This is a genomic window from Paenibacillus qinlingensis (assembly GCF_031455095.1).
Taxonomy (GTDB): Bacteria; Bacillota; Bacilli; order Paenibacillales; family NBRC-103111; genus Paenibacillus_E; species Paenibacillus_E qinlingensis_A.
The window spans coordinates 1-20,388 of the sequence record NZ_JAVDSB010000006.1; the positions used below are offsets into that span (position 1 = coordinate 1).

Annotated in this window: 18 protein-coding genes; 10 read left to right on the forward strand and 8 right to left on the reverse strand. The window is 41.0% G+C overall.

Annotated elements, in window-relative coordinates; genetic code table 11:
• Positions 1–373 precede the first annotated feature (373 nt).
• The 8 genes from J2736_RS17370 to dnaA form a co-directional block, all read right to left on the reverse strand.
• Positions 374–1,441, reverse strand: coding sequence for an HD-GYP domain-containing protein (locus J2736_RS17370; protein WP_310500096.1), 1,068 nt, complete (start codon positions 1,439–1,441; stop codon positions 374–376).
• A gap of 131 nt (positions 1,442–1,572) precedes the next feature.
• A complete protein-coding gene (gyrA, locus tag J2736_RS17375; RefSeq protein WP_310499864.1) occupies positions 1,573–4,065 on the reverse strand; it encodes a DNA gyrase subunit A in 2,493 nt (830 codons plus the stop codon).
• Between the two features lie 48 nt (positions 4,066–4,113).
• Complete coding sequence (gyrB, locus tag J2736_RS17380; protein WP_310499865.1) at positions 4,114–6,030, reverse strand: DNA topoisomerase (ATP-hydrolyzing) subunit B; 1,917 nt, start codon at positions 6,028–6,030, stop codon at positions 4,114–4,116.
• Positions 6,031–6,065: 35 nt separating this feature from the next.
• Complete coding sequence (gene remB, locus J2736_RS17385) at positions 6,066–6,314, reverse strand: extracellular matrix regulator RemB (protein ID WP_173117070.1); 249 nt, start codon at positions 6,312–6,314, stop codon at positions 6,066–6,068.
• Positions 6,315–6,319: 5 nt separating this feature from the next.
• A complete protein-coding gene (recF, locus tag J2736_RS17390; RefSeq protein ID WP_310499866.1) occupies positions 6,320–7,438 on the reverse strand; it encodes a DNA replication/repair protein RecF in 1,119 nt (372 codons plus the stop codon).
• A gap of 27 nt (positions 7,439–7,465) precedes the next feature.
• Positions 7,466–7,681, reverse strand: a complete 216-nt coding sequence (gene yaaA / locus J2736_RS17395) for a S4 domain-containing protein YaaA (RefSeq protein ID WP_310499867.1) — start codon at positions 7,679–7,681, stop codon at positions 7,466–7,468.
• Between the two features lie 11 nt (positions 7,682–7,692).
• A complete protein-coding gene (gene dnaN / locus J2736_RS17400; protein ID WP_310499868.1) occupies positions 7,693–8,835 on the reverse strand; it encodes a DNA polymerase III subunit beta in 1,143 nt (380 codons plus the stop codon).
• Positions 8,836–9,015: 180 nt separating this feature from the next.
• Positions 9,016–10,383: a chromosomal replication initiator protein DnaA gene (gene dnaA / locus J2736_RS17405; protein WP_310499869.1), complete on the reverse strand. Its 1,368-nt coding sequence runs from the start codon at positions 10,381–10,383 to the stop codon at positions 9,016–9,018.
• Between the two features lie 635 nt (positions 10,384–11,018).
• Here dnaA and rpmH point away from each other — a divergent pair.
• The 10 genes from rpmH to J2736_RS17455 all read left to right on the forward strand — a co-directional run bounded on the left by rpmH (position 11,019) and on the right by J2736_RS17455 (position 20,169).
• Positions 11,019–11,153, forward strand: coding sequence for a 50S ribosomal protein L34 (gene rpmH / locus J2736_RS17410; protein WP_028557239.1), 135 nt, complete (start codon positions 11,019–11,021; stop codon positions 11,151–11,153).
• A gap of 136 nt (positions 11,154–11,289) precedes the next feature.
• Positions 11,290–11,649: a ribonuclease P protein component gene (gene rnpA / locus J2736_RS17415; protein ID WP_310500097.1), complete on the forward strand. Its 360-nt coding sequence runs from the start codon at positions 11,290–11,292 to the stop codon at positions 11,647–11,649.
• Positions 11,650–11,720: 71 nt separating this feature from the next.
• Positions 11,721–12,494 carry a membrane protein insertase YidC gene (gene yidC, locus J2736_RS17420; protein WP_068667027.1) on the forward strand — a complete coding sequence of 258 codons (774 nt, stop codon included), beginning with the start codon at positions 11,721–11,723 and terminating at the stop codon, positions 12,492–12,494.
• The gene (gene jag, locus J2736_RS17425) at positions 12,491–13,108 is read left to right on the forward strand and encodes an RNA-binding cell elongation regulator Jag/EloR (protein ID WP_057314190.1); all 618 of its coding nucleotides are present in this window, start codon (positions 12,491–12,493) and stop codon (positions 13,106–13,108) included. The genes yidC and jag overlap by 4 nt, the downstream gene beginning before the upstream one ends.
• Before the next feature lie 74 nt (positions 13,109–13,182).
• Positions 13,183–14,559 (forward strand): tRNA uridine-5-carboxymethylaminomethyl(34) synthesis GTPase MnmE, encoded by a 1,377-nt coding sequence (gene mnmE, locus J2736_RS17430; protein ID WP_310499870.1) that lies wholly within the window; start codon positions 13,183–13,185, stop codon positions 14,557–14,559.
• A gap of 46 nt (positions 14,560–14,605) precedes the next feature.
• Entirely contained in the window at positions 14,606–16,501 is a 1,896-nt protein-coding gene (gene mnmG, locus J2736_RS17435; protein ID WP_310499871.1) for a tRNA uridine-5-carboxymethylaminomethyl(34) synthesis enzyme MnmG, read from the forward strand.
• A gap of 3 nt (positions 16,502–16,504) precedes the next feature.
• On the forward strand, positions 16,505–17,230 hold the full coding sequence (gene rsmG / locus J2736_RS17440) for a 16S rRNA (guanine(527)-N(7))-methyltransferase RsmG (protein WP_310499872.1): 726 nt from the start codon (positions 16,505–16,507) through the stop codon (positions 17,228–17,230).
• Between the two features lie 331 nt (positions 17,231–17,561).
• The gene (noc, locus tag J2736_RS17445) at positions 17,562–18,377 is read left to right on the forward strand and encodes a nucleoid occlusion protein (RefSeq protein ID WP_310499873.1); all 816 of its coding nucleotides are present in this window, start codon (positions 17,562–17,564) and stop codon (positions 18,375–18,377) included.
• A gap of 164 nt (positions 18,378–18,541) precedes the next feature.
• On the forward strand, positions 18,542–19,300 hold the full coding sequence (locus J2736_RS17450) for a ParA family protein (protein WP_068667017.1): 759 nt from the start codon (positions 18,542–18,544) through the stop codon (positions 19,298–19,300).
• Entirely contained in the window at positions 19,297–20,169 is an 873-nt protein-coding gene (locus J2736_RS17455; RefSeq protein WP_310499874.1) for a ParB/RepB/Spo0J family partition protein, read from the forward strand. The genes J2736_RS17450 and J2736_RS17455 overlap by 4 nt, the downstream gene beginning before the upstream one ends.
• The last annotated feature ends 219 nt before the right edge of the window (positions 20,170–20,388 follow it).

Consider the following 20,388-nt stretch of genomic DNA (forward strand, 5'->3'; position numbering starts at 1 on the left):
CCAGCGTTCGTCCTGAGCCAGGATCAAACTCTCCATAATAGAAAGATGACTTGCTCATTTGAAGCTAGCGAGATTTTGCAATCTCATTTATAGTCAATTACTCGACTGTGCTTACTCACTCGTTGTTCAGTTTTCAAAGATCAATTATTTCCTTTTTAATCCTTCGCCCCTCAAAGGCGACTTGATTAATATACCACATTGGCCTACTCAATTGCAAGAACTTTTTTTTAATTTCTTTCGTTCTTTTGTTCGGCCGCCGAAGTGACAAGGAGTAATATAACAAATCCCATATAGGATTGCAAGCTTTATTTTCAAATACGTTAAATAAATAAAAAAAGCCTCACTCTGCGCGAGTAAGGTTTCAATTCCCTTATTAAATATGGCCGATCACATCTTGAATAAATAGATTTCTTTCAACAGTTAGATTAATAATCGTACCATTCACATTAACCCATGGTCTTGTTGGATGGGAGCGATCCGAGAACACGATCTCACCTACACGATTGTCACTCAGCTTCACTAGTGTTCCATTACTAATTTGCGTGGATTTGTTCATGAAGATTTGGACAAATGTAGGATCTACTTTTCCGAAGGACTCAGTTAGTAGCTGTTCTAGTGCAACGTAAGGCGATAAAGCAGCCTTGTAATAGCGATCATTTGTCATAGAGTTAAATATATCGGCAATGGCTACGATTTTGGCATAGATATGTATCTTATCGGACTTCAAACCTAACGGATAGCCTGAGCCGTCCTCCCTTTCATGATGTTGAAGGGCTGTTAGTTTAACACCTTCGTTGATTCCAGATATATTCTTAAGGATCTGGTAACCTATCAACGTATGTTGCTTAATCTCATCCATTTCAGCTGCTGTTAATTTATTCTTTTTCTCCAGCAGTGTACTATCCACCTTACTGTTACCAATGTCGTGCAGTAAACCTGCCAAAGCGATTTGAAACAAATCCTTTTGTGGGAGGCCTACCCATTTCGCCAGTGAGTACGATGTTAAACTGACTAGTATACTTTTATGATAGATATACTCATGAAGATTCCGGTTTTTGGGAGCAAAGGTGAGCACCTTATAGGCATCAATATGACGAATAAGCGATTCGAGACCTGTACGAATTTCTAAAATGGGAAGCTGTTGTCCACCATTAGCTAGAAGGAAAACTCTTTTGAGCAGTTTCACCATATTATGATATTCCACATAAAACGGATGGACTGTCTCCACTTCTTTCACCTTAGTATCTTCAGCAACTTGCTCCACTTCATTACTGTTCTTTGCCTCAATATAAACAGAAGGAATGAGAAATGCTTTTAGAATTTCGAGTTCTCTTTCCTGAATGACTTTTCCTTTGAGAAAAAGTGTATTACCCATTTTGGTTATTACGTTATCGCCTAATCTTTCACCATATTTTAGTTGCGAAACGGCTACTGTCGGCACTGTCATTCACTCACCTTACTATTTCGTATACTCCATATTGTAAAGTAAAAGGGATGGGTTTGTAAGCCCCCATCCCTACTTTTTATCATATAATAATTTATAAGCTTTTGGTTATTAGGAAGAACAATTTCTTACTCTTCCGTCTCAGTTGCCTCAGATGTTTCTTCCCAGTCGCCGTCTTCATCAGACTCGTTCTGTTCTTCATTCTTCTGAACACGAGCTAATGTTCCAACTTCATCATCTTCACGTATGTTAATCAGACGAACACCCTGTGTATTACGTCCCATAACAGAAATGCCGTCCATACTTGTACGAATAACAGTACCCGATGCAGAAATAATCATCAGATCCTCGTCCTCTTGCACGACTTTAAGACCAACGATCGGGCCATTTTTCTCGGTGACATTCAACGTTTTGATACCTTTACCACCACGTGTTTGAATCCGATACTCAGAGACAGGCGTCCGTTTACCGAAGCCTTTGGAGGTTACGATGAGTACACTATTATCTTCGTGGACAACGTCCATATCGATGACAGCATCTTCATCATCCAAATGTATGCCTTTTACTCCCGTAGCCGATCTACCCATTGAACGAACATCGCTCTCAGGGAAGTGAATGGACATCCCAAGCTTGGTCCCCATAATAATACCTTGGTTACCGTCGGTTAGCTTAACCCCAATGAGATCATCATCTTCTCGTAAATTAATGGCGATTAAACCACCTTTACGAATGTTCGAGTAATCATCAATTGGCGTTTTCTTTACAACCCCTTGTTTCGTTGCAAAGAAGAGATACTGTTCTGTTTCAAAACTTTCCACAGGAATTACCGCATTGACGGTTTCCCCTTGTTCGATTTGAATCAGGTTAATGATCGGTGTCCCACGAGCTGTACGGCTCAAATCTGGAATCTCATAGGCTTTCAAGCGATAGACTTTACCCTTGTTAGTAAAGAACATCAGATAATGATGCGTATTCGTCACGAACAAATGTTCGACGAAGTCATTATCTTTCGTATCCATACCGACTACACCGCGGCCTCCACGCTTCTGGTTACGATACGTCGTAACTGGTAGGCGCTTAATGTAACCCGTGTGCGTAATGGTAATAACGACATCTTCACGTGGAATTAAGTCTTCGTCTTCAATGCTTTCTTCACCAACTGTAATCTCGGAACGTCGCTCATCGCCGAATTTTTCTTTAATTTCATTCAGCTCTTCGCTAATAATAGCTAGAATAAGCTTCTCATCAGCTAGAATCGCTTTAAGTTCAGCAATTCGCTTCATAAGTTCAGCATACTCAGCTTCAATCTTCTCACGTTCCAATCCAGTTAAACGTTGTAAACGCATATCGAGAATGGCTTGTGCTTGATCTAGACTCAGACTGAATGTTGACATGAGTCCTTCTCTCGCCTCATCCGTTGTACGAGAAGAACGAATTAATGCAATGACTTGATCAAGGTGATCAAGTGCAATACGTAAACCTTCTAAGATATGCGCTCTAGCTTCCGCTTTACGCAGATCATATTCGGTTCTACGGCGAATGACCTCTTGTTGATGCTTGAGGTAGTAATGAATCATCTCACGAAGATTCAAAACTCTTGGTTCTCCGTTAACAAGAGCGAGCATAATAATACCGAAATTCGATTGCATCGCTGTTTGTTTGAATAAGTTATTCAACACAACATTCGGGTTCACATCGCGTCTAAGTTCGATCACCACGCGCATACCATTACGATCGGATTCATCTCGCAAATCGGTAATACCATCAATCTTTTTCTCACGTACAAGTTCAGCGATTTTCTCTACTAATCTTGCTTTATTTACTTGATATGGCAGCTCATTGACGATGATTCTAGCTTTATTGTTGTTCTCTTCAATGACGGTTCTTGCACGCATCGTAACGGAGCCTCTCCCAGTGGAGTAGGCTTGTCTGATTCCTTCACGGCCAAGAATAAAGCCAGCCGTCGGGAAATCTGGACCTTTAATCGCTTGCATTAAGTCCATTGGGGTGACATCCGGATTTTCAATCATCATCTGGATACCCTCTATAACCTCTCTTAGGTTATGTGGGGGAATATTCGTCGCCATACCAACGGCAATCCCTGAACTACCGTTAACGAGCAAGTTAGGAAAACGAGAAGGGAGAACAACAGGTTCTTGTTCTTCCCCATCGTAGTTTGGCGCATAGTCGATCGTTTCTTTGTTAATATCACGAAGGAGCTCCATCGCGATCTTGGACAAACGTGCTTCCGTATAACGCATCGCCGCTGCCATATCACCATCGATGGATCCGAAGTTACCATGTCCATCAACAAGCATATAACGAAGCGAGAAATCCTGTGCCATCCGAACCATGGTTTCGTATACGGCCGTATCACCATGTGGATGATACTTACCGATAACTTCACCAACGATTCTCGCTGATTTCTTATGCGGCTTATCTGGAGACATGCCTAGTTCAGACATCGCAAACAAGATACGACGATGAACCGGCTTCAGACCGTCTCTAACATCTGGCAGTGCGCGACTGACAATGATACTCATCGCATAGTCTAAGAAGGATGTACGCATTTCGGTCGAAATGTCAATTTCTTTGACTTGCGAATGTAATTCTTCGCTCATGAATGTTCCTCCTGAAAGCTTACATCGTTTGCAACGTCTCGGACGACGTTAGATATCTAAATTTTTCACGTATTTCGCATGTTCCTCGATAAAATCACGTCTAGGCTCTACATTATCGCCCATCAATGAATCAAAGAGTGTATCTGCTTCTATCGCATCTTCGATTGTCACCTGCAGAAGTGTACGGCTTTCTGGATCCATGGTTGTTTCCCAAAGCTGCCCCGGATTCATCTCGCCAAGTCCTTTGTAACGTTGGACATTGACTTTCACGCCTTCACCAAACTCTTGCATAATGATTTCACGTTGTTTCTCGTTATACGCATATCGTATTGTTTTATTCCGCTCAAGCTTAAAGAGTGGTGGTTGTGCAATATACACATAGCCAGTCTCAATTAGTTTTTTCATGTAGCGGTATAAGAAGGTAAGCAGCAAGGTACGAATATGCGCACCATCCACGTCGGCATCCGTCATGAGGATAATTTTGTGATAACGGGCTTTAGTAATATCAAAATCATCGCTGATTCCTGTACCGAAAGCTGTAATCATGGCACGAATCTCCGTATTGGATAAAATACGATCCAAACGAGCTTTCTCAACATTCAAAATTTTACCGCGCAGAGGCAGAATGGCTTGGAAGTGACGATCACGTCCTTGCTTAGCTGAACCACCTGCAGAGTCACCTTCTACAATGTAAATCTCACTGATGGAAGCGTCTTTGGAAGAACAGTCTGCTAGTTTACCTGGCAGGGCACTAACTTCAAGAGCACTTTTGCGGCGAGTTAACTCTCTGGCTTTACGCGCAGCTTCCCTCGCTCTAGCAGCTTGAATCCCTTTCTCAAGGATCTTGCGGGCTACAGCTGGGTTTTCCTCAAGGAACTCTTGCAGCTTCTCTGCGAAAAGAGATTCCACAATACCACGAACTTCGCTGTTGCCAAGCTTTGTCTTGGTTTGACCTTCGAACTGTGGCTCTGGAATTTTTACAGAAATAATCGCAGCAAGACCCTCACGCACGTCATCCCCAGAAAGATTGGAGTCGCTTTCTTTGATGGAGTTATTCTTACGGGCATAGTCATTCAGAATACGCGTTAATGCGCTCTTAAATCCGGACTCATGCGTTCCACCTTCATGTGTATTGATATTATTGGCAAAAGAGTAAATGTTCTCGGTATAGCTATCGTTATACTGAAGAGCAATCTCAATCGAAATGTTATCCTTTGCACCTTCTACATAGATCGGGACTTCATTGACGACTTCACGGTTGCGATTCAAATGTTGCACAAAGGACACAATACCGCCCTCGTACATATGTGTTGCTACTGTATCTGTACGCTCATCAATCAAGTTAATCTCGATGCCTTTATTCAAGAAAGCAAGCTCTCGAATTCTGGATTGCAGTGTATCAAAGTCGTATTCAACCGTTTCTTTGAAAATCTCCGGATCTGGCTGGAACGTAACCGTAGTGCCCGTTTCTTCGGTTTCACCAACGACTTTCACATCATATTGCGGCGTTCCGCGGCGGTATTCTTGTTGATGAATTTGGCCTTTATTCTTTACTTGCACAGTTAAGTGCTCAGACAGGGCATTAACAACCGAAATACCTACCCCGTGTAGACCGCCTGATACTTTGTAACCGGAATCCTCACCACCGAATTTACCACCTGCGTGAAGCACGGTAAGTACAACTTCAAGTGTTGGTCTTTTCAGCTTGGCATTTTCTCCAACTGGAATTCCGCGTCCATTATCAACAACAGTAACACTGTTATTTTTATGGACGATTACATCAATTTTTGTACAAAATCCGGCCAAAGCCTCGTCAATACTATTATCTACAACTTCCCAAACGAGATGATGAAGTCCTCGGGCACTGGTTGAACCAATATACATACCCGGTCTTTTGCGAACGGCTTCTAAACCTTCCAGAACCTGAATCTGACTGTCATCGTACGCATTTTGATTCACAGACATGCTACTCTTCACCTGCTTTTTTATATTAAAAGAAGTTAATTCGTCAATAACTGGTTGGCTCTTTTCTTGAGCGTTGTTGATGAGATGGGGGAATAGTACACTTTGCTTTTGGTCACGACGAGTGACTTGCAATCTTCCTCGCCAATTTGCTCGGTTCGTTTATCTTTTAATGCTTGTTGGATGAATTGCTTCGAGATCTTGGATGATTTCTCAATCGAAATATCAAATATAGCAATTAATTCAGACGCTCTAATGATTTTCTCTCCACCCAAATGAATAAACATGCTCCTCAGCTCCTGCCGCTTACATTTCCTTTCAAAACATGAAACACGGAAGCATGATCCAGTTGGTCCAAATGAACACTCTCTAGACCCGTTGTCGTAATAAATGTTTGGACTTTCTGCTGAAACGTGCGAATTAACTGTGTCTGTCTATATTCATCCAACTCCGATAGGACATCATCAAGCAAAAGCAACGGGTATTCGCCCACTTCTTCATGAATGAGCTCAATTTCTGCTAGCTTGAGTGATAGCGCGGTTGTACGCTGCTGACCTTGGGAGCCGTACGTTTGGACTTCTTTGTCGTTTATGTAAAAGAGAAGATCGTCACGATGAGGGCCAACTAACGTAACGCCTCTTCGGAATTCCTGATCTTTCACCAAAGATAACTTTATCATAAATTGGTTTAATAAAACAGATTCATCTTCAAATGGCTCCATGTCAAAAGAAGGGGAGTAACGAATAACTAACGATTCACTATCGTTCGTTATCCCTCTGTGGATGTTCTCCGCCCATTTTTGAAGCTTCTTTATGAAGTTTTGACGCTTTTTCATAATTTTAACACCATACTGTGCTAATTGTTCGTTCCAGATGTCCAACATGGCATCAGGTGAGCTTTTCCCCGGGTAATTTTGCTTTAAATAGTTGTTCCGCTGCACCAAAATTTTCTGATACTGGGATAGGTCATGAATATATGAGGGTTGTACCTGGCCAATCTCCATATCCAAAAAGCGACGCCTGATGCCAGGTGTTCCTTTGACGATCTCTAAATCTTCTGGCGCAAACATGACAACGTTCAGTGCACCAATAAAATTACTGAGCTTTTTTTGCTCAAGGCCATTAATCTTCGCCTTTTTCCCCTTAGACGAGATGGAGAGATCCAACTTGCAGTTCCCATACAATTTCTGAATCTCTGCATGCAGCAATGTCTGCTCACCATTCCAGCCAATTAATTCTTTATCTTGATGTGTGCGGTGTGACTTGGTCATGGCCATCACATAAATGGATTCCAGCAAATTGGTTTTGCCTTGCGCATTAGGGCCAAGGAATATATTCACGTTATTCGATGTTGATAATTCAACATGATCGTAATTTCTATAATGACTGAGTACGAGTTTGTTCAGAAACATGGCCGATCATCCTCCTGGTTCATTCCATCAGGAGCTTATGACCTCGAATTGTCCAAAACCTTCTACCTTAACGATATCCTGCGGCACAAGTTTTCGACCTCTTCGATTTTCAGCTTGCCCGTTTACTTCAATTTTGGTTTCCACAACGAAAAATTTAGCTTGTCCACCTGTGGATATACAGTCCGATAATTTTAAAAACTGCCCAAGTGTAATGTATGCAGTGTTGATAACTACTTGTTTCATGGGAGCGCTCCTTAATTCGTTGTTCGATATGGCAGAATTAATTGCAAGATGTTCGTGGAATCCTGCGGTTTCATGATGATCGGCTGCATAGCTCCTGTAAATCCAATTTGGATAAACTCGGAGTCGAGCACTTTAAGTGCATCCAACATATATTTGGAGTTAAACGAAATCTTAAGTAAGTCGCCAACGATATGCTGAAGAGCAATTTGCTCCGTCACTTTCCCTAGCTCAGAGGAGCTGGAAGAGATTTCGATTGTTTTGTCTTCAAGCATCATCATTTTAACAATATTCGTTTTATCTTCTTTGGATAGAAGGTAAGCACGATCGATTGCTTCCGCCAATTCCTTCGTTGGTACAACCATTTCCGTTTGAAAAGATTGAGGAATAAGCTTAGATGTATCCGGGTAAGTCCCATCTAAAATACGCGAATAAAATAAAATGGATTGAATTTTGAATAAAACTTGGTTGTCCGAAATAACTATATCTATAAGGGTGTTTTGATCAGGTAAAATCTTGCTTAATTCATTCAGGGTTCGGCCTGAAATAACGATATTGGGTAGATTTTGCGCGTGCTCATTATCAACTGTTACTTCTCTACTTGCCAAACGATGACGATCGCAGGCAATAAATTTCAATTTATCTCCGGTAATGTTCCACAGAACCCCTGTAAGAATAGGCGTCGATTCATTGGTGGATACCGCATAAGATGTTTGTTTAATCATTGTTTTGAGCAAATCACTTGGTAGGCGAAGCATTTTACTTTCTTCAATTTCAGGAAGTAGCGGATATTCATCTGGATCTAGACCCATAATCTGAATTTCGGAAGATCCGGAACGAATAATCGTTTGGAAATTAGCTTTGACTTCAATTTCAATTAATTGAGCTGGCAGCTTACGAATGATTTCAACGAAAAATTTAGCGGGAAGTACAACACTCCCAGCTTGAATAAGTTCAATAATTTTAATTGTGCTGTTTTCACTGGCTGTAAAGCTTTGAATGGAGATGTCGGTATCACTAGCTGTTAGTGTTACACCGCTTAAGGTTGCATCTATTTTGATCCCTGTAAGAATGGGTATCGTAGTTCGAGAGGATATGGCTTTGGAAACGTGACCAATGGATTCGATTAAATGGTCTTTTAGGATAGTTAATTTCATGACTTCACTCCTGCAGTTCTTTTTTTACGGTGCGTTAGCATAATCATTATATAATAACATTTTTTATTAGTAATAGCAGTAGGGGCTCTGGATATGTGGATATGTGGATGAACCTGAGATAGAGCAAGCCTATCCACATGTGAATAGATTGTGCATAGGCTTATGAAAAATGTGATGTTATTAAGAGGGGTTTTTTATACGTTCCGTTAGGTTATGGACAATCTTATATAATTCTTGATCGACTTTTAGCTGCTGCACGATTTTCTCATGCGCATGTATGACCGTTGTATGATCGCGACCCCCAAAATTATCTCCGATTTTCGGCAATGAGAAGTCTGTGAGCTCCCGTGCAAGGTACATCGCTACCTGTCTTGGGAACGCCACGGCTTTTGTTCGTTTACGCGCTTTGAAATCCTCGAGCTTTAAACCATAGAATTCTCCAACTCGCTGTTGAATATCCTGTATCGTAATGACCCTTGGCCGGTTCGATGGGATGATATCTTTCAACGCTTCTGCTGTTAAATGTACGCTGATATCTTGATTAATAAGTGATGAATACGCCACTACACGTATTAAAGCACCTTCCAGCTCTCGAATATTCGTATCAATTTGGTTAGCGATATAGATCATAGCTTCATTTGGAATCTCTAGATTTTCGGCTTTTGCTTTTTTGCGCAAAATAGCGATACGTGTTTCTAAATCTGGTGGCTGAATATCCGTAATAAGTCCCCATTCAAATCGTGAACGCAACCGATCCTCTAAGGTAGGAATCTCTTTGGGCGGTCGGTCACTTGAAATAATAATCTGCTTTCCTTCTTCATGAAGCGCATTAAATGTGTGGAAAAACTCTTCTTGCGTTCCTTCTTTTCCAGCAAGGAATTGAATATCATCGATGAGTAGGACATCAATTGTACGGTACTTATTGCGAAATCCTTCTCCGCGGTTATCACGAACGGCGTTAATGAATTCATTCGTAAATTTTTCGGAGGATATATATAGAACCCGAGAACCAGGGTTATGTTCAAGTACATAGTGTCCGATAGCATGCATGAGATGAGTCTTACCTAATCCAACTCCCCCGTATAAAAAGAGCGGATTATACGCTTTTGCCGGTGCTTCAGCTACTGCAAGGGAAGCTGCGTGAGCAAAACGGTTACCAGATCCGATAACGAAGGTATCAAAGGTGTACCTGGCATTCATCATACTTGTGAAATTTTCTTCTCCAGCTACAATAGCTGGACCTTTAGGGGGAATGACAACTGGTTGAATGGATGTCAGCGATTGAGTCTTTTGCTCTTCGGTTTCAATGACGAACTTTACGGATACATGCTTACCCGTATAATCGTAGATCGTACCTTCGATTAGCTTTGTGTATCTGCTTTCAAGCCATTCTTGCGCAAAATTATTCGGCGCGCAAATGATGACTGTGGAATCGTTGAATACGGTTGCCTTAGTCGACTTGAGCCAGGTGTCAAAACTGGGTTTGCTGAGCTTTGTTTGAATAATCGTTAAAATTTGTTGCCAAAGGTCCGTAGAATGGCCTTCCACAGTACTTCACTCCTTTTGAATCAAACATGTGGCATAGGCCAGGTGAAACATGGTTATGATTTATGGATAAAACGTGAAACGAATAACTCACGTTGGAATCGTATAGTTTAGTTAGTTAGTATATAGTGTGCCCAAATTTCTACTAAAAGAATCTTATGTCTGGTGGGGTCAAAAAAGGATGACTTTTGTCGGTTTTATCCACATTGTTAAGGATCCGCAGAAATGACTTATTCTTATAGAGGATAGTTTGTGCACATTGTTATCCACAGGATGTTGATAACTCGGAGGTTTAGTGGTGTATATCCACAGCAGAAACATTACTATCTTAACAAAAGATACCCTGTTAATCAACGGATTGTTTCGCATTATCCACAATAACAACAAGTTGTGGGTAGAAATTGTTCACAACACAAGATATTGTTGATATTCTGTTGATTTTCGACAAAGTTTGTTCTTTCTCGTCAAAAGTTTATTCACAGCTTATTCTTTTGATCATCGTCCCGACATTCTGTCATTACCCTGTCACCTAAAAACTGCACACTTGGGTAGGTTGACTTTCTTCTGTGAAAATGATTTAATGAGTAGTAGAAATTTTGTAGGATGGATATCCTCAGTCAGGTAGGGAGGTGCTATAGATGGGTCCAACATTTAACCCGAATACGAGAAAGCGTAAGAAGAACCATGGTTTCCGTAAAAGAATGAGCACGAAGAACGGTCGTAAAGTTCTACAAGCTCGTCGTCTTAAAGGAAGAAAAGTTCTTAGCGCGTAAGAAGAGGCTCCGAAAGGGGCTTTTTTTTTTGCATTTTGTTGTATGGTTTACATCGAGCTGGTTTTGTTAAAACTAGATAAGATATGTAGTGTTCTTTCAATATAATGATTGTGATCTGTCTGGAGTGTACATGGCTGTGGAGAAACAGTATCGGTTAGCGAAAAGAGAAGATTTTAGCAAGGTGTATCGCTATGGTAAATCTATGGCCAATCAGCAATTCGTGCTCTATTATTTGCCGCAGCCCAAAGCAGAAGAATTTCGTTTTGGTGTGTCTGTTTCCAAGAAAATTGGCAATGCAGTTGTACGTAATCGTTTAAGACGAATGATGAAAGAAATTATTCGGTTAAAAAAAGAAAAAATGACGCCTCAATATGACTACATCCTGCTGGCCAGAAAACCGGTTGTTGATATGGCTTACGCGGACATGGAGAAGAGCATCTGGCATGTCATTCGTAAAGCTTCTTTATATAAAAAAAATGACACCACAAAAAAGTGAAGCAATATTTCCTTGCGGACTGAAGATGTGTTATAGTTTATCTTGGAAAAGACATTTAGGAGGATCTCATTTTGACTCGTCGAATTTATATGCTAGTAGCACTGTCTTCGGTGATTTTACTTTTGTCCGGATGTAGCCCGTCAAATGCAGCATCTGCGCCAATCGACCTGAACACGGCTAATTTCTTTACTAAGTACTTTACGTACCCGCTTTCACAAACGCTTGACTGGTTCGCCGATCATCTTTGGGGTCAATATGGATTATCCATCTTGGTTGTTACCTTGATTATTCGATTGATTATTTTGCCGCTTACGCTTAAGCAATACAAAAGCTCTAAACGGATGCAGGATCTGCAGCCTGAAATGAAGAAGCTTAAAGAGAAATATAAAGATGATGCGAAAAAGCAACAAGAAGAGACGATGAAACTATTTCAACAAAATGGTGTTAATCCGTTAGCCGGTTGTTTTCCTATCATCGTGCAAATGCCAATTCTAATTGCACTATACCAAGCGATCATGCGTAATCAAGAGATCCATGAGCACACGTTCCTGTGGTTGAACCTTGGTAAACCAGATCACTTGTACATTCTACCGTTGATTGCTGCGGCTACGACGTTCATTCAACAAATGTTCATGTCTTCCCAAATGAATCAACAAATGAAAAGCTTAATGTACATTTTCCCGGTCATGATTTTCGTTATGTCCATGAATTTTGCATCAGCGCTTCCGCTATACTGGATTTACGGTAACATTTTCACAATTGTTCAGTCTTATTTCATCTATGGTGCTCCTGGTTCACAAAAAAAGCCTGGATCTCAAAATAATAAGGGTGGCCTGTCGAAATGAAGAAAATCGTGGTGACTGGAAAGACAATTGAACTAGCCGTTAAATCTGGTCTAGATCAATGGCAAGTTTCGGAGGATCGTGTACATATTCATATTTTGGAACAGCCCTCACGAGGGTTGTTCGGGTTTATTGGATCCAGAGTTGCGAAGGTAGAGCTCGAATTGATACCCGATCCACTTGAGGAAGCGATAGCTTTCTTACAAGATATGTTCGAAGCGATGCAAATTTCCATCACCATAGATACGCATAAAGATCGTGAAGGCTATATCTTAAACATGAGTGGTTCGGAATTAGGTATTTTGATCGGTAAAAGAGGACAAACACTCGATGCCCTCCAATATTTAGTCAATATTGTTGGTAATCGGTATGCGAATTCTCATTTCCGCATTATTTTAGATGCTGAGAATTTCCGTGATCGCCGGAAGAAAACGCTGGAAGAGCTTGCGCTAAGATTGGCGAACCGCGTCATTAAGTCCAAAAAAGAAGTGATTCTGGAGCCTATGAATTCGCAGGAACGCAAAATTATTCATGCTGAATTGCAGGGGCATCCTGTTATCAAAACGTACAGTAAAGGCGAAGAACCGAATCGTCGGGTTGTCATCGCTGTTAAATAATTCAGATCGCAATGACTTGGTTCATATGTCATTGCTTTTTCTTTAAGATGAGGTAAATTCGAGGTGCAAATACTATGTTAAATGATACGATTGCTGCTATTTCTACTCCGCTCGGTGAGGGTGGGATAGCGGTTATTCGTGTGAGCGGCGAGGATTCTGTCACATACGTTGAACGTATTTTCCGCTCAAAAACGAAATTATCTGTTGCTGACACGCATACGGTACATTATGGATTCATTATAGAACCTGCTTCTGCCGAAAAGGTAGAGGAGGTTCTAGTTACGTTAATGAAAGCTCCGCGTTCTTTTACGATGGAGGATGTTGTTGAAATTAGCTGCCATGGCGGGATTGTATCGGTTAAGAAGGTGCTTGATTTACTCTTATTACAGGGTGTTCGATTAGCAGAGCCAGGTGAATTTACGAAACGTGCTTTCTTGAATGGCCGTATAGACTTAACGCAAGCAGAAGCAGTTATTGACCTGATTCGTGCCAAATCGGATAGTGCATTCAAGGTTGCGTTGAAGCAAGTTGAGGGTAATTTATCTAAGCAAATTAAACATTTGCGTTATATTCTTGTTGAGTTGATGGCGCATGTTGAGGTTAATATTGATTATCCGGAACATGATGTGGAGGAAATGACGAACACGTTCATCAAGACGAAGTGTGAGACGGTCATGTTTGATATTGATCGTTTATTGGTGACCGCGGAACAAGGTAAAATACTGCGTGAAGGCATTGAGACTGCGATTGTCGGCAAACCTAATGTTGGGAAGTCTTCTTTGTTAAATGAGTTAGCGCAAGAAAATCGAGCTATCGTTACTGATATTCCAGGAACTACGCGGGATGTCATTGAAGAGTTTGTTAATATTGGTGGTATTCCGTTGAAGCTGCTAGATACAGCGGGGATTCGAGAAACATCAGATATTGTCGAGCGAATTGGCGTGGAGCGTTCGAAGACAGCGTTAGCTGAGGCGGTTCTTATTTTACTGGTATTGAATAGTAATGATGAGCTCCAGCTTGATGAGATTGCACTTATGAAGCAGTTAGCTGATAAACAAACGATCGTTATTCTGAATAAGATTGATTTGGATCGCAAGCTAGATGTGGAACAAGTTCTTAGTTATTTCCCTAAAGAACGTATCGTAGAGCTATCTCTGATTGAGAATAAAGGTATTGAGGATTTGGAAAAAGCAATCGCTGCGATATTCTTCGAAGGTAAGTTAGAATCGAGTGATCTAACGTATGTGAGCAATGTTCGTCATATTTCATTGTTGAAGCAGGCTAAGCGTTCTCTGCAGGATGCACTGGATGCGAATGAACAATATGTTCCGATTGATATGATACAAATTGACATCCGAGCTGCATGGGAGCAGCTTGGCGAAATTATAGGAGATTCGGTAGGCGAGTCCCTGATAGATCAAATTTTTACACAATTCTGCTTAGGAAAATGAAAATCGACAGCATTTGCGTTTTCATAAAAGAGGGAGGGACGTTTCTATGGGATATCATGCAGGAGATTATGATGTTATTGTTATCGGTGCCGGTCATGCTGGTTGTGAAGCCGCGTTAGCTTCAGCTCGTATGGGGTGTAACACTTTGCTATTAACGATCAATTTAGACATGGTCGCTTTTATGCCTTGTAACCCATCTATCGGTGGACCAGCGAAGGGACACGTTGTTCGTGAGATCGACGCTCTTGGTGGCGAGATGGGTCGCAACATAGATAAGACATATATTCAACTACGTATGTTGAATACAGGCAAGGGGCCAGCGGTTCACGCACTTCGTGCTCAAGCTGACAAATTTTCGTATCAGCACAAAATGAAAGAAACAATTGAAGCCACACCTAACCTAACTTTACGTCAAGGAATGGCGGAGGAACTTATTGTTGAAGACGGCATTTGTAAAGGTCTGATCACGAAGACCGGCGCTGAATATTACGCGAAATCTGTCGTTTTGACCACTGGGACATATTTGCGCGGTAAAGTGATAATGGGCGAACTGATGTACGAGAGTGGTCCTAATAATCAGCAGCCATCTGTTAAATTATCCGAGTCCTTGCGCAAGCTTGGTTTCGATCTAGTTCGTTTCAAAACCGGTACGCCTCCGCGCGTTCATGGTGATACGATTGATTTTAGTAAAACAGAAATTCAGCCAGGTGATGAGCAACCGAAGTTTTTCTCTTTCGAAACGAAGTATGGCTCTAATCATAATCAACAACTGCCTTGCTGGTTAACGTACACGTCAGCCACGACGCATCAAATTATTAATGATAATTTGCATCGCGCTCCGATGTTCTCTGGTGCTATTGAAGGGACGGGACCGAGGTATTGTCCTTCTATTGAAGATAAAATTGTTCGTTTCGCGGATAAAGCCAAACATCAGATCTTCCTAGAACCAGAAGGTCACAGTACGTCTGAATACTACGTGCAAGGTTTGTCGACAAGTATGCCAGAAGACGTACAGCTGGGTATTCTACGTTCCATACCTGGTCTAGAAAAAGTAGAAATGATGCGTACTGGTTACGCGATTGAATATGATGCGGTTGTGCCTACGCAACTTAAACCTTCATTAGAGACTAAGTTGGTTAGTGGCCTGTTCACGGCTGGACAAATCAACGGAACGTCTGGCTATGAAGAGGCAGCTGGTCAAGGTGTAATGGCTGGTATTAATGCAGCGCGTAAAGTGCAAAACAAAGAAGCGATTGTTTTGGATCGTTCGGAAGGATATATCGGGGTTCTGATCGATGATCTGGTTACGAAAGGAACAAGTGAACCGTATCGTTTGCTTACTTCACGTGCTGAGTACCGTTTGCTACTTCGCCATGACAATGCAGACCTACGCTTGACGCCAATAGGTCATGAGATTGGGTTAATTTCGGAAGAGCGCTATGCGAAGTTTTTGAATAAGAAAACGTTAGTCGAGCAAGAAATTGAACGATTATCTGAGGTGAAGGTAAAACCAGAGCCTCACGTTCAAGAATTGCTTCGCAGCTTAGAAAGTGTTGAATTAACGAATTCGGTTCCAGCGATTTCATTACTGCGTCGTCCGGAAATTGAATATATGCATATAGAACAAATGACGATGTCTCCTTTTGACTTAGATGAAGATATGAAGGAGCAAGTAGGCATTCAAGTGAAGTATGCAGGGTATATTGAAAAACAAAGCAATCAAGTTGATCGTCTACGTAAAATGGAAAAGAAAAAGATTCCAGATGATATTGAGTACAGCGAAATTCATGGTATTGCCACGGAAGCTAAGCAGAAACTCGCGAAAATCCGCCCAATTTCAATCGGTCAAGCATCGCGGATTAGTGGCGTTACGCCATCGGATATTTCGATCTTGCTCGTATATCTCGAACATTACAATAGAGTCATAGCGGCTAGAGGTTAAGATATGGATGCTATACAGCAACAATTCACAGATTTATTAGCAAAAGAAAATATTACACTTTCTACACAACAGCTTGTTCAGTTCGAACAGTATTACAAGACACTTGTAGAGTGGAACGAAAAAATGAATTTGACTGGCATTACGGAGAGAGATCAAGTTTATCTCAAACATTTCTATGATTCTCTTTCCGTGGCTTTTAACTATGATATGGCGCAGGTTAAGTCTCTTGCTGATATCGGTTCAGGTGCTGGATTTCCAAGCATACCGCTTAAGATTGCCTTTCCTCATCTTCAAGTTACGATTGTTGATTCCTTGAATAAGCGGATTTTATTTCTTAAGGAAATCGTGGCTCAATTAGGTCTAACGAATATGGATTGCGTACACGGTAGGGCAGAGGATATTGCAAGATTACCTCGTTATCGAGATCACTTCGATCTCGTAACTGCTAGAGCAGTTGCAAAGATGCAGGTGCTGAATGAGTTCTGTTTACCGTTTGTTAAGAATGGTGGCACTTTCATTGCAATGAAAGGTTCTGAAATAGAGGAGGAGATTAAAGATTCTTCCTTTAGTTTAGTTGAGTTACGAGGCAAAGTTATCAAAACTCATCGAATGATTTTACCTGTTGAAGAATCTGTGAGACACTTTGTTGAAATTCGGAAGACGGCTGCGACTCCTGCTAAATACCCGCGTAAGGCAGGACTTCCGCTAAAGGAGCCACTTGCCAAATAATGAAATGTTTCACGTGAAACATTTCATAGCAATCTTGTTAAATAGAAGGATTATTGCCTTCAATGGAGAATACTTATATAAGGTGAAAGTCTGTCTCGTACTGGCTTCGCCTTAGATTTTATTTGTGCTGTTGTAGTTGGATATTCGCAATTGATAGATTAAATTTACTAGAATCAGACAGCATGAATGACATCGTCTCGGAACGGCGAATAGATCGTTTCACCTTGTACAGAACGGACAGAACCCTTTGATTATTAGCGGACGATGTAGCCGTTTATTGCAACTGTACTGATCGCTTAAACTACGGGAAGAGTTGGTGGTAAGTTTTCCTATGAAAGAACAAATATCGAAGCTATTTGGCCTTGCAGATCGTTCAACGACAGATGAGGTCAAAAACATACCCGTAAATAGTATTATTCCTAGTCCCTATCAGCCGAGAACATTATTCGATGATGATCGTATTGACGAACTGTGCCAAACCATTCGTACACATGGTATTATTCAACCCATTGTTGTTCGAGTCAAAAATAGTACTTTTGAATTGATTGCTGGCGAACGGCGTTTGCGAGCTGTGAAAAAGTTAGGGCTCGATACGATTCCAGCTATCGTTCGAGATTTTAATGATTCACAAGCAGCATCGATTGCGCTTATTGAGAATCTGCAGCGTGAAGGACTTACTGCGATAGAAGAGGCTGCTGCTTATCATCAATTGATCGAAATGCATGATCTTACGCAGGAGAGTCTCGCTCAAAGGCTTGGCAAAAGTCAATCAACGATTGCGAATAAGATTCGCCTTTTACAATTGAGTGAACCGGTTAAGATGGCTTTGATGGAACGTAAAATTACGGAACGCCATGCACGAGCTTTATTAGCTTTGGATGAAGAAGAGCAACAGGTTAAGTTGCTAGAAGAAATTATCACCAAAGAATTAAATGTGAAACAAACAGAAATCAAAATTAGCTTTCTAAAGGAAGCGGCGAAGATTAAGAAGTCGCGTCGTGTATCCTTTACAAAAGATGTTCGTCTTGCCCTCAATACGATTCGACAATCCGTTGAAATGGTTTCGAGTTCGGGCTTACATATTAATACATCAGAACAAGATCATGAAGATCATTACGAAATTATAATTAAGATTCCTAAGCGATAATTTAGGCATTCCTGCTACCTAAAACGGCGCAAGCCGTTTTTTTTGCATCTAATGGCACGCATCTATTAAATATTCATAAGGTAACTGAGAGTTAGATATGGTAAGATAGTACTACTGCTTGTTAAATAGCATTATGGAACATAAGCGATAGAGGTGAAATGGTTTTGTCTAAAATTATTGCAATAACGAATCAGAAGGGTGGCGTCGGCAAGACGACGACTTCTGTGAATCTAGGCGCTTCATTAGCTTCGCTTGGTAAACGCGTTCTTTTGGTCGATATTGACCCACAAGGGAACACAACAAGTGGTATTGGTATTAATAAAGCTGATGTTACAAATTGCATCTATGATGTTTTGATTAATGATGTGCATCCGAAAGATGCGACGTTTGATACGAATGTACCGAATCTTAAAATTGTTCCAGCTACAATTCAATTGGCTGGCGCAGAGATTGAATTAGTACCAACCATTTCAAGAGAAGTTCGATTAAAGAAGTCACTTCAACTTGTCAAACACTTATATGATTATATTTTGATAGATTGCCCTCCATCACTTGGCCTTTTAACGATCAACTCTTTAACTGCCGCGGATTCCGTAATCATCCCTATTCAATGTGAATACTACGCATTAGAAGGTTTAAGTCAACTTCTGAACACCGTGCGTTTGGTGCAAAAGCATTTAAATACAGGTCTTCAAATTGAAGGCGTGCTATTGACGATGTTTGATGCAAGAACAAACCTAGGTATCCAAGTTATTGAAGAAGTTAAAAAGTATTTTCAAACAAAGGTATATCAGACGATTATCCCTCGTAATGTACGCTTGAGTGAAGCGCCGAGTCATGGGCAATCCATTATTACGTACGATCCTAGATCAAAGGGCGCGGAAGTTTATTTAGAACTTGCTAAGGAAGTGATCTCAGTATGACCAAAGGCCTCTCTAAAGGTTTAGGTAAAGGATTAGACGCACTAATTACGTCCTTGCATATTGATGAGAGCGATAAAGTCATTCAAATTCCATTGGCTCAGCTAAGAGCTAACCCGTATCAACCAAGGAAACATTTCAATGAAGATAGCATCAAAGAGCTTTCTGAATCGATTAAAGAGCATGGCGTTATTCAGCCAATCATTGTTCGGAAAGTACTTAAAGGTTACGAAATCATTGCAGGTGAGCGTCGTTTCCGTGCATCACAAGTTGCAGGAACGCCAACGATTCCAGCTGTTGAACGCATTCTATCAGATCAACAGGTCATGGAAATTGCTTTGATTGAGAACGTTCAACGTGAGGATCTCAATGCACTGGAGATTGCTTTTGCTTACCAAGGTATCATTGATCAGTTCTCGTTAACGCAAGAAGAACTTTCAGCGAAGGTTGGGAAAAGTAGATCACACATTGCAAACTTTCTTCGTTTGCTTTCTCTACCGGAAGCGATTAAACAATATGTTTCACGTGGAACATTATCAATGGGACATGCGAGAGCTATTGTCGGTGTGAAGGACGATAAGATTAAGAAAGAACTTGCCGAGTCAACGATCTCTAAACAATGGAGTGTTAGGGAGCTTGAAGAAGCAATTAAAATGCTAGAAGAACAACCTGGTCCTGAAAAGGAAAAAACAAAACAAAAAGAAAAAAATAGAGATCCGTATATTAATCAAGCAGAAGAGCAATTGCGAGACATTTATCGGACATCCGTTAAAATTAAAACTCAGCAGGATAAAGGGAAGATCGAGCTGCTCTATTACTCAAAAGATGATCTCAACCGACTGCTAGAATTATTGCAAGGTAAAATCTCTTAAAAAATTGCTAGCGTACCTATGGAGGCTGTCAGTTCATTAACTGTGAACGGACTGTCTCCTATGTTTTTCTTTCGAGAAGAAGGAACAAACTAAGGTATGCTATATTTTTGACCACACATATATAGAATTGGTAATTAAAGAGCTCAAACGTGTACTTTCTATTGGCGATAGAACCTACTTTCCAATACAGACGTCTCCTTTTTATGGGCGAGTGTTGAT

Excerpts from the sequence above, each read along its gene's own strand:
- mnmE (WP_310499870.1), top strand. The coding sequence starts at position 13,183 with ATGTTAAATGATACGATTGCTGCTATTTCTACTCCGCTCGGTGAGGGT.
- remB (WP_173117070.1), bottom strand. The coding sequence starts at position 6,314 with ATGTTTATTCATTTGGGTGGAGAGAAAATCATTAGAGCGTCTGAATTA.
- jag (WP_057314190.1), top strand. The coding sequence starts at position 12,491 with ATGAAGAAAATCGTGGTGACTGGAAAGACAATTGAACTAGCCGTTAAA.
- dnaN (WP_310499868.1), bottom strand. The coding sequence starts at position 8,835 with ATGAAATTAACTATCCTAAAAGACCATTTAATCGAATCCATTGGTCAC.
- recF (WP_310499866.1), bottom strand. The coding sequence starts at position 7,438 with ATGTTTCTGAACAAACTCGTACTCAGTCATTATAGAAATTACGATCAT.
- rpmH (WP_028557239.1), top strand. The coding sequence starts at position 11,019 with ATGGGTCCAACATTTAACCCGAATACGAGAAAGCGTAAGAAGAACCAT.
- gyrB (WP_310499865.1), bottom strand. The coding sequence starts at position 6,030 with ATGTCTGTGAATCAAAATGCGTACGATGACAGTCAGATTCAGGTTCTG.
- mnmG (WP_310499871.1), top strand. The coding sequence starts at position 14,606 with ATGGGATATCATGCAGGAGATTATGATGTTATTGTTATCGGTGCCGGT.
- noc (WP_310499873.1), top strand. The coding sequence starts at position 17,562 with ATGAAAGAACAAATATCGAAGCTATTTGGCCTTGCAGATCGTTCAACG.
- rsmG (WP_310499872.1), top strand. The coding sequence starts at position 16,505 with ATGGATGCTATACAGCAACAATTCACAGATTTATTAGCAAAAGAAAAT.
- J2736_RS17455 (WP_310499874.1), top strand. The coding sequence starts at position 19,297 with ATGACCAAAGGCCTCTCTAAAGGTTTAGGTAAAGGATTAGACGCACTA.
- yaaA (WP_310499867.1), bottom strand. The coding sequence starts at position 7,681 with ATGAAACAAGTAGTTATCAACACTGCATACATTACACTTGGGCAGTTT.
- gyrA (WP_310499864.1), bottom strand. The coding sequence starts at position 4,065 with ATGAGCGAAGAATTACATTCGCAAGTCAAAGAAATTGACATTTCGACC.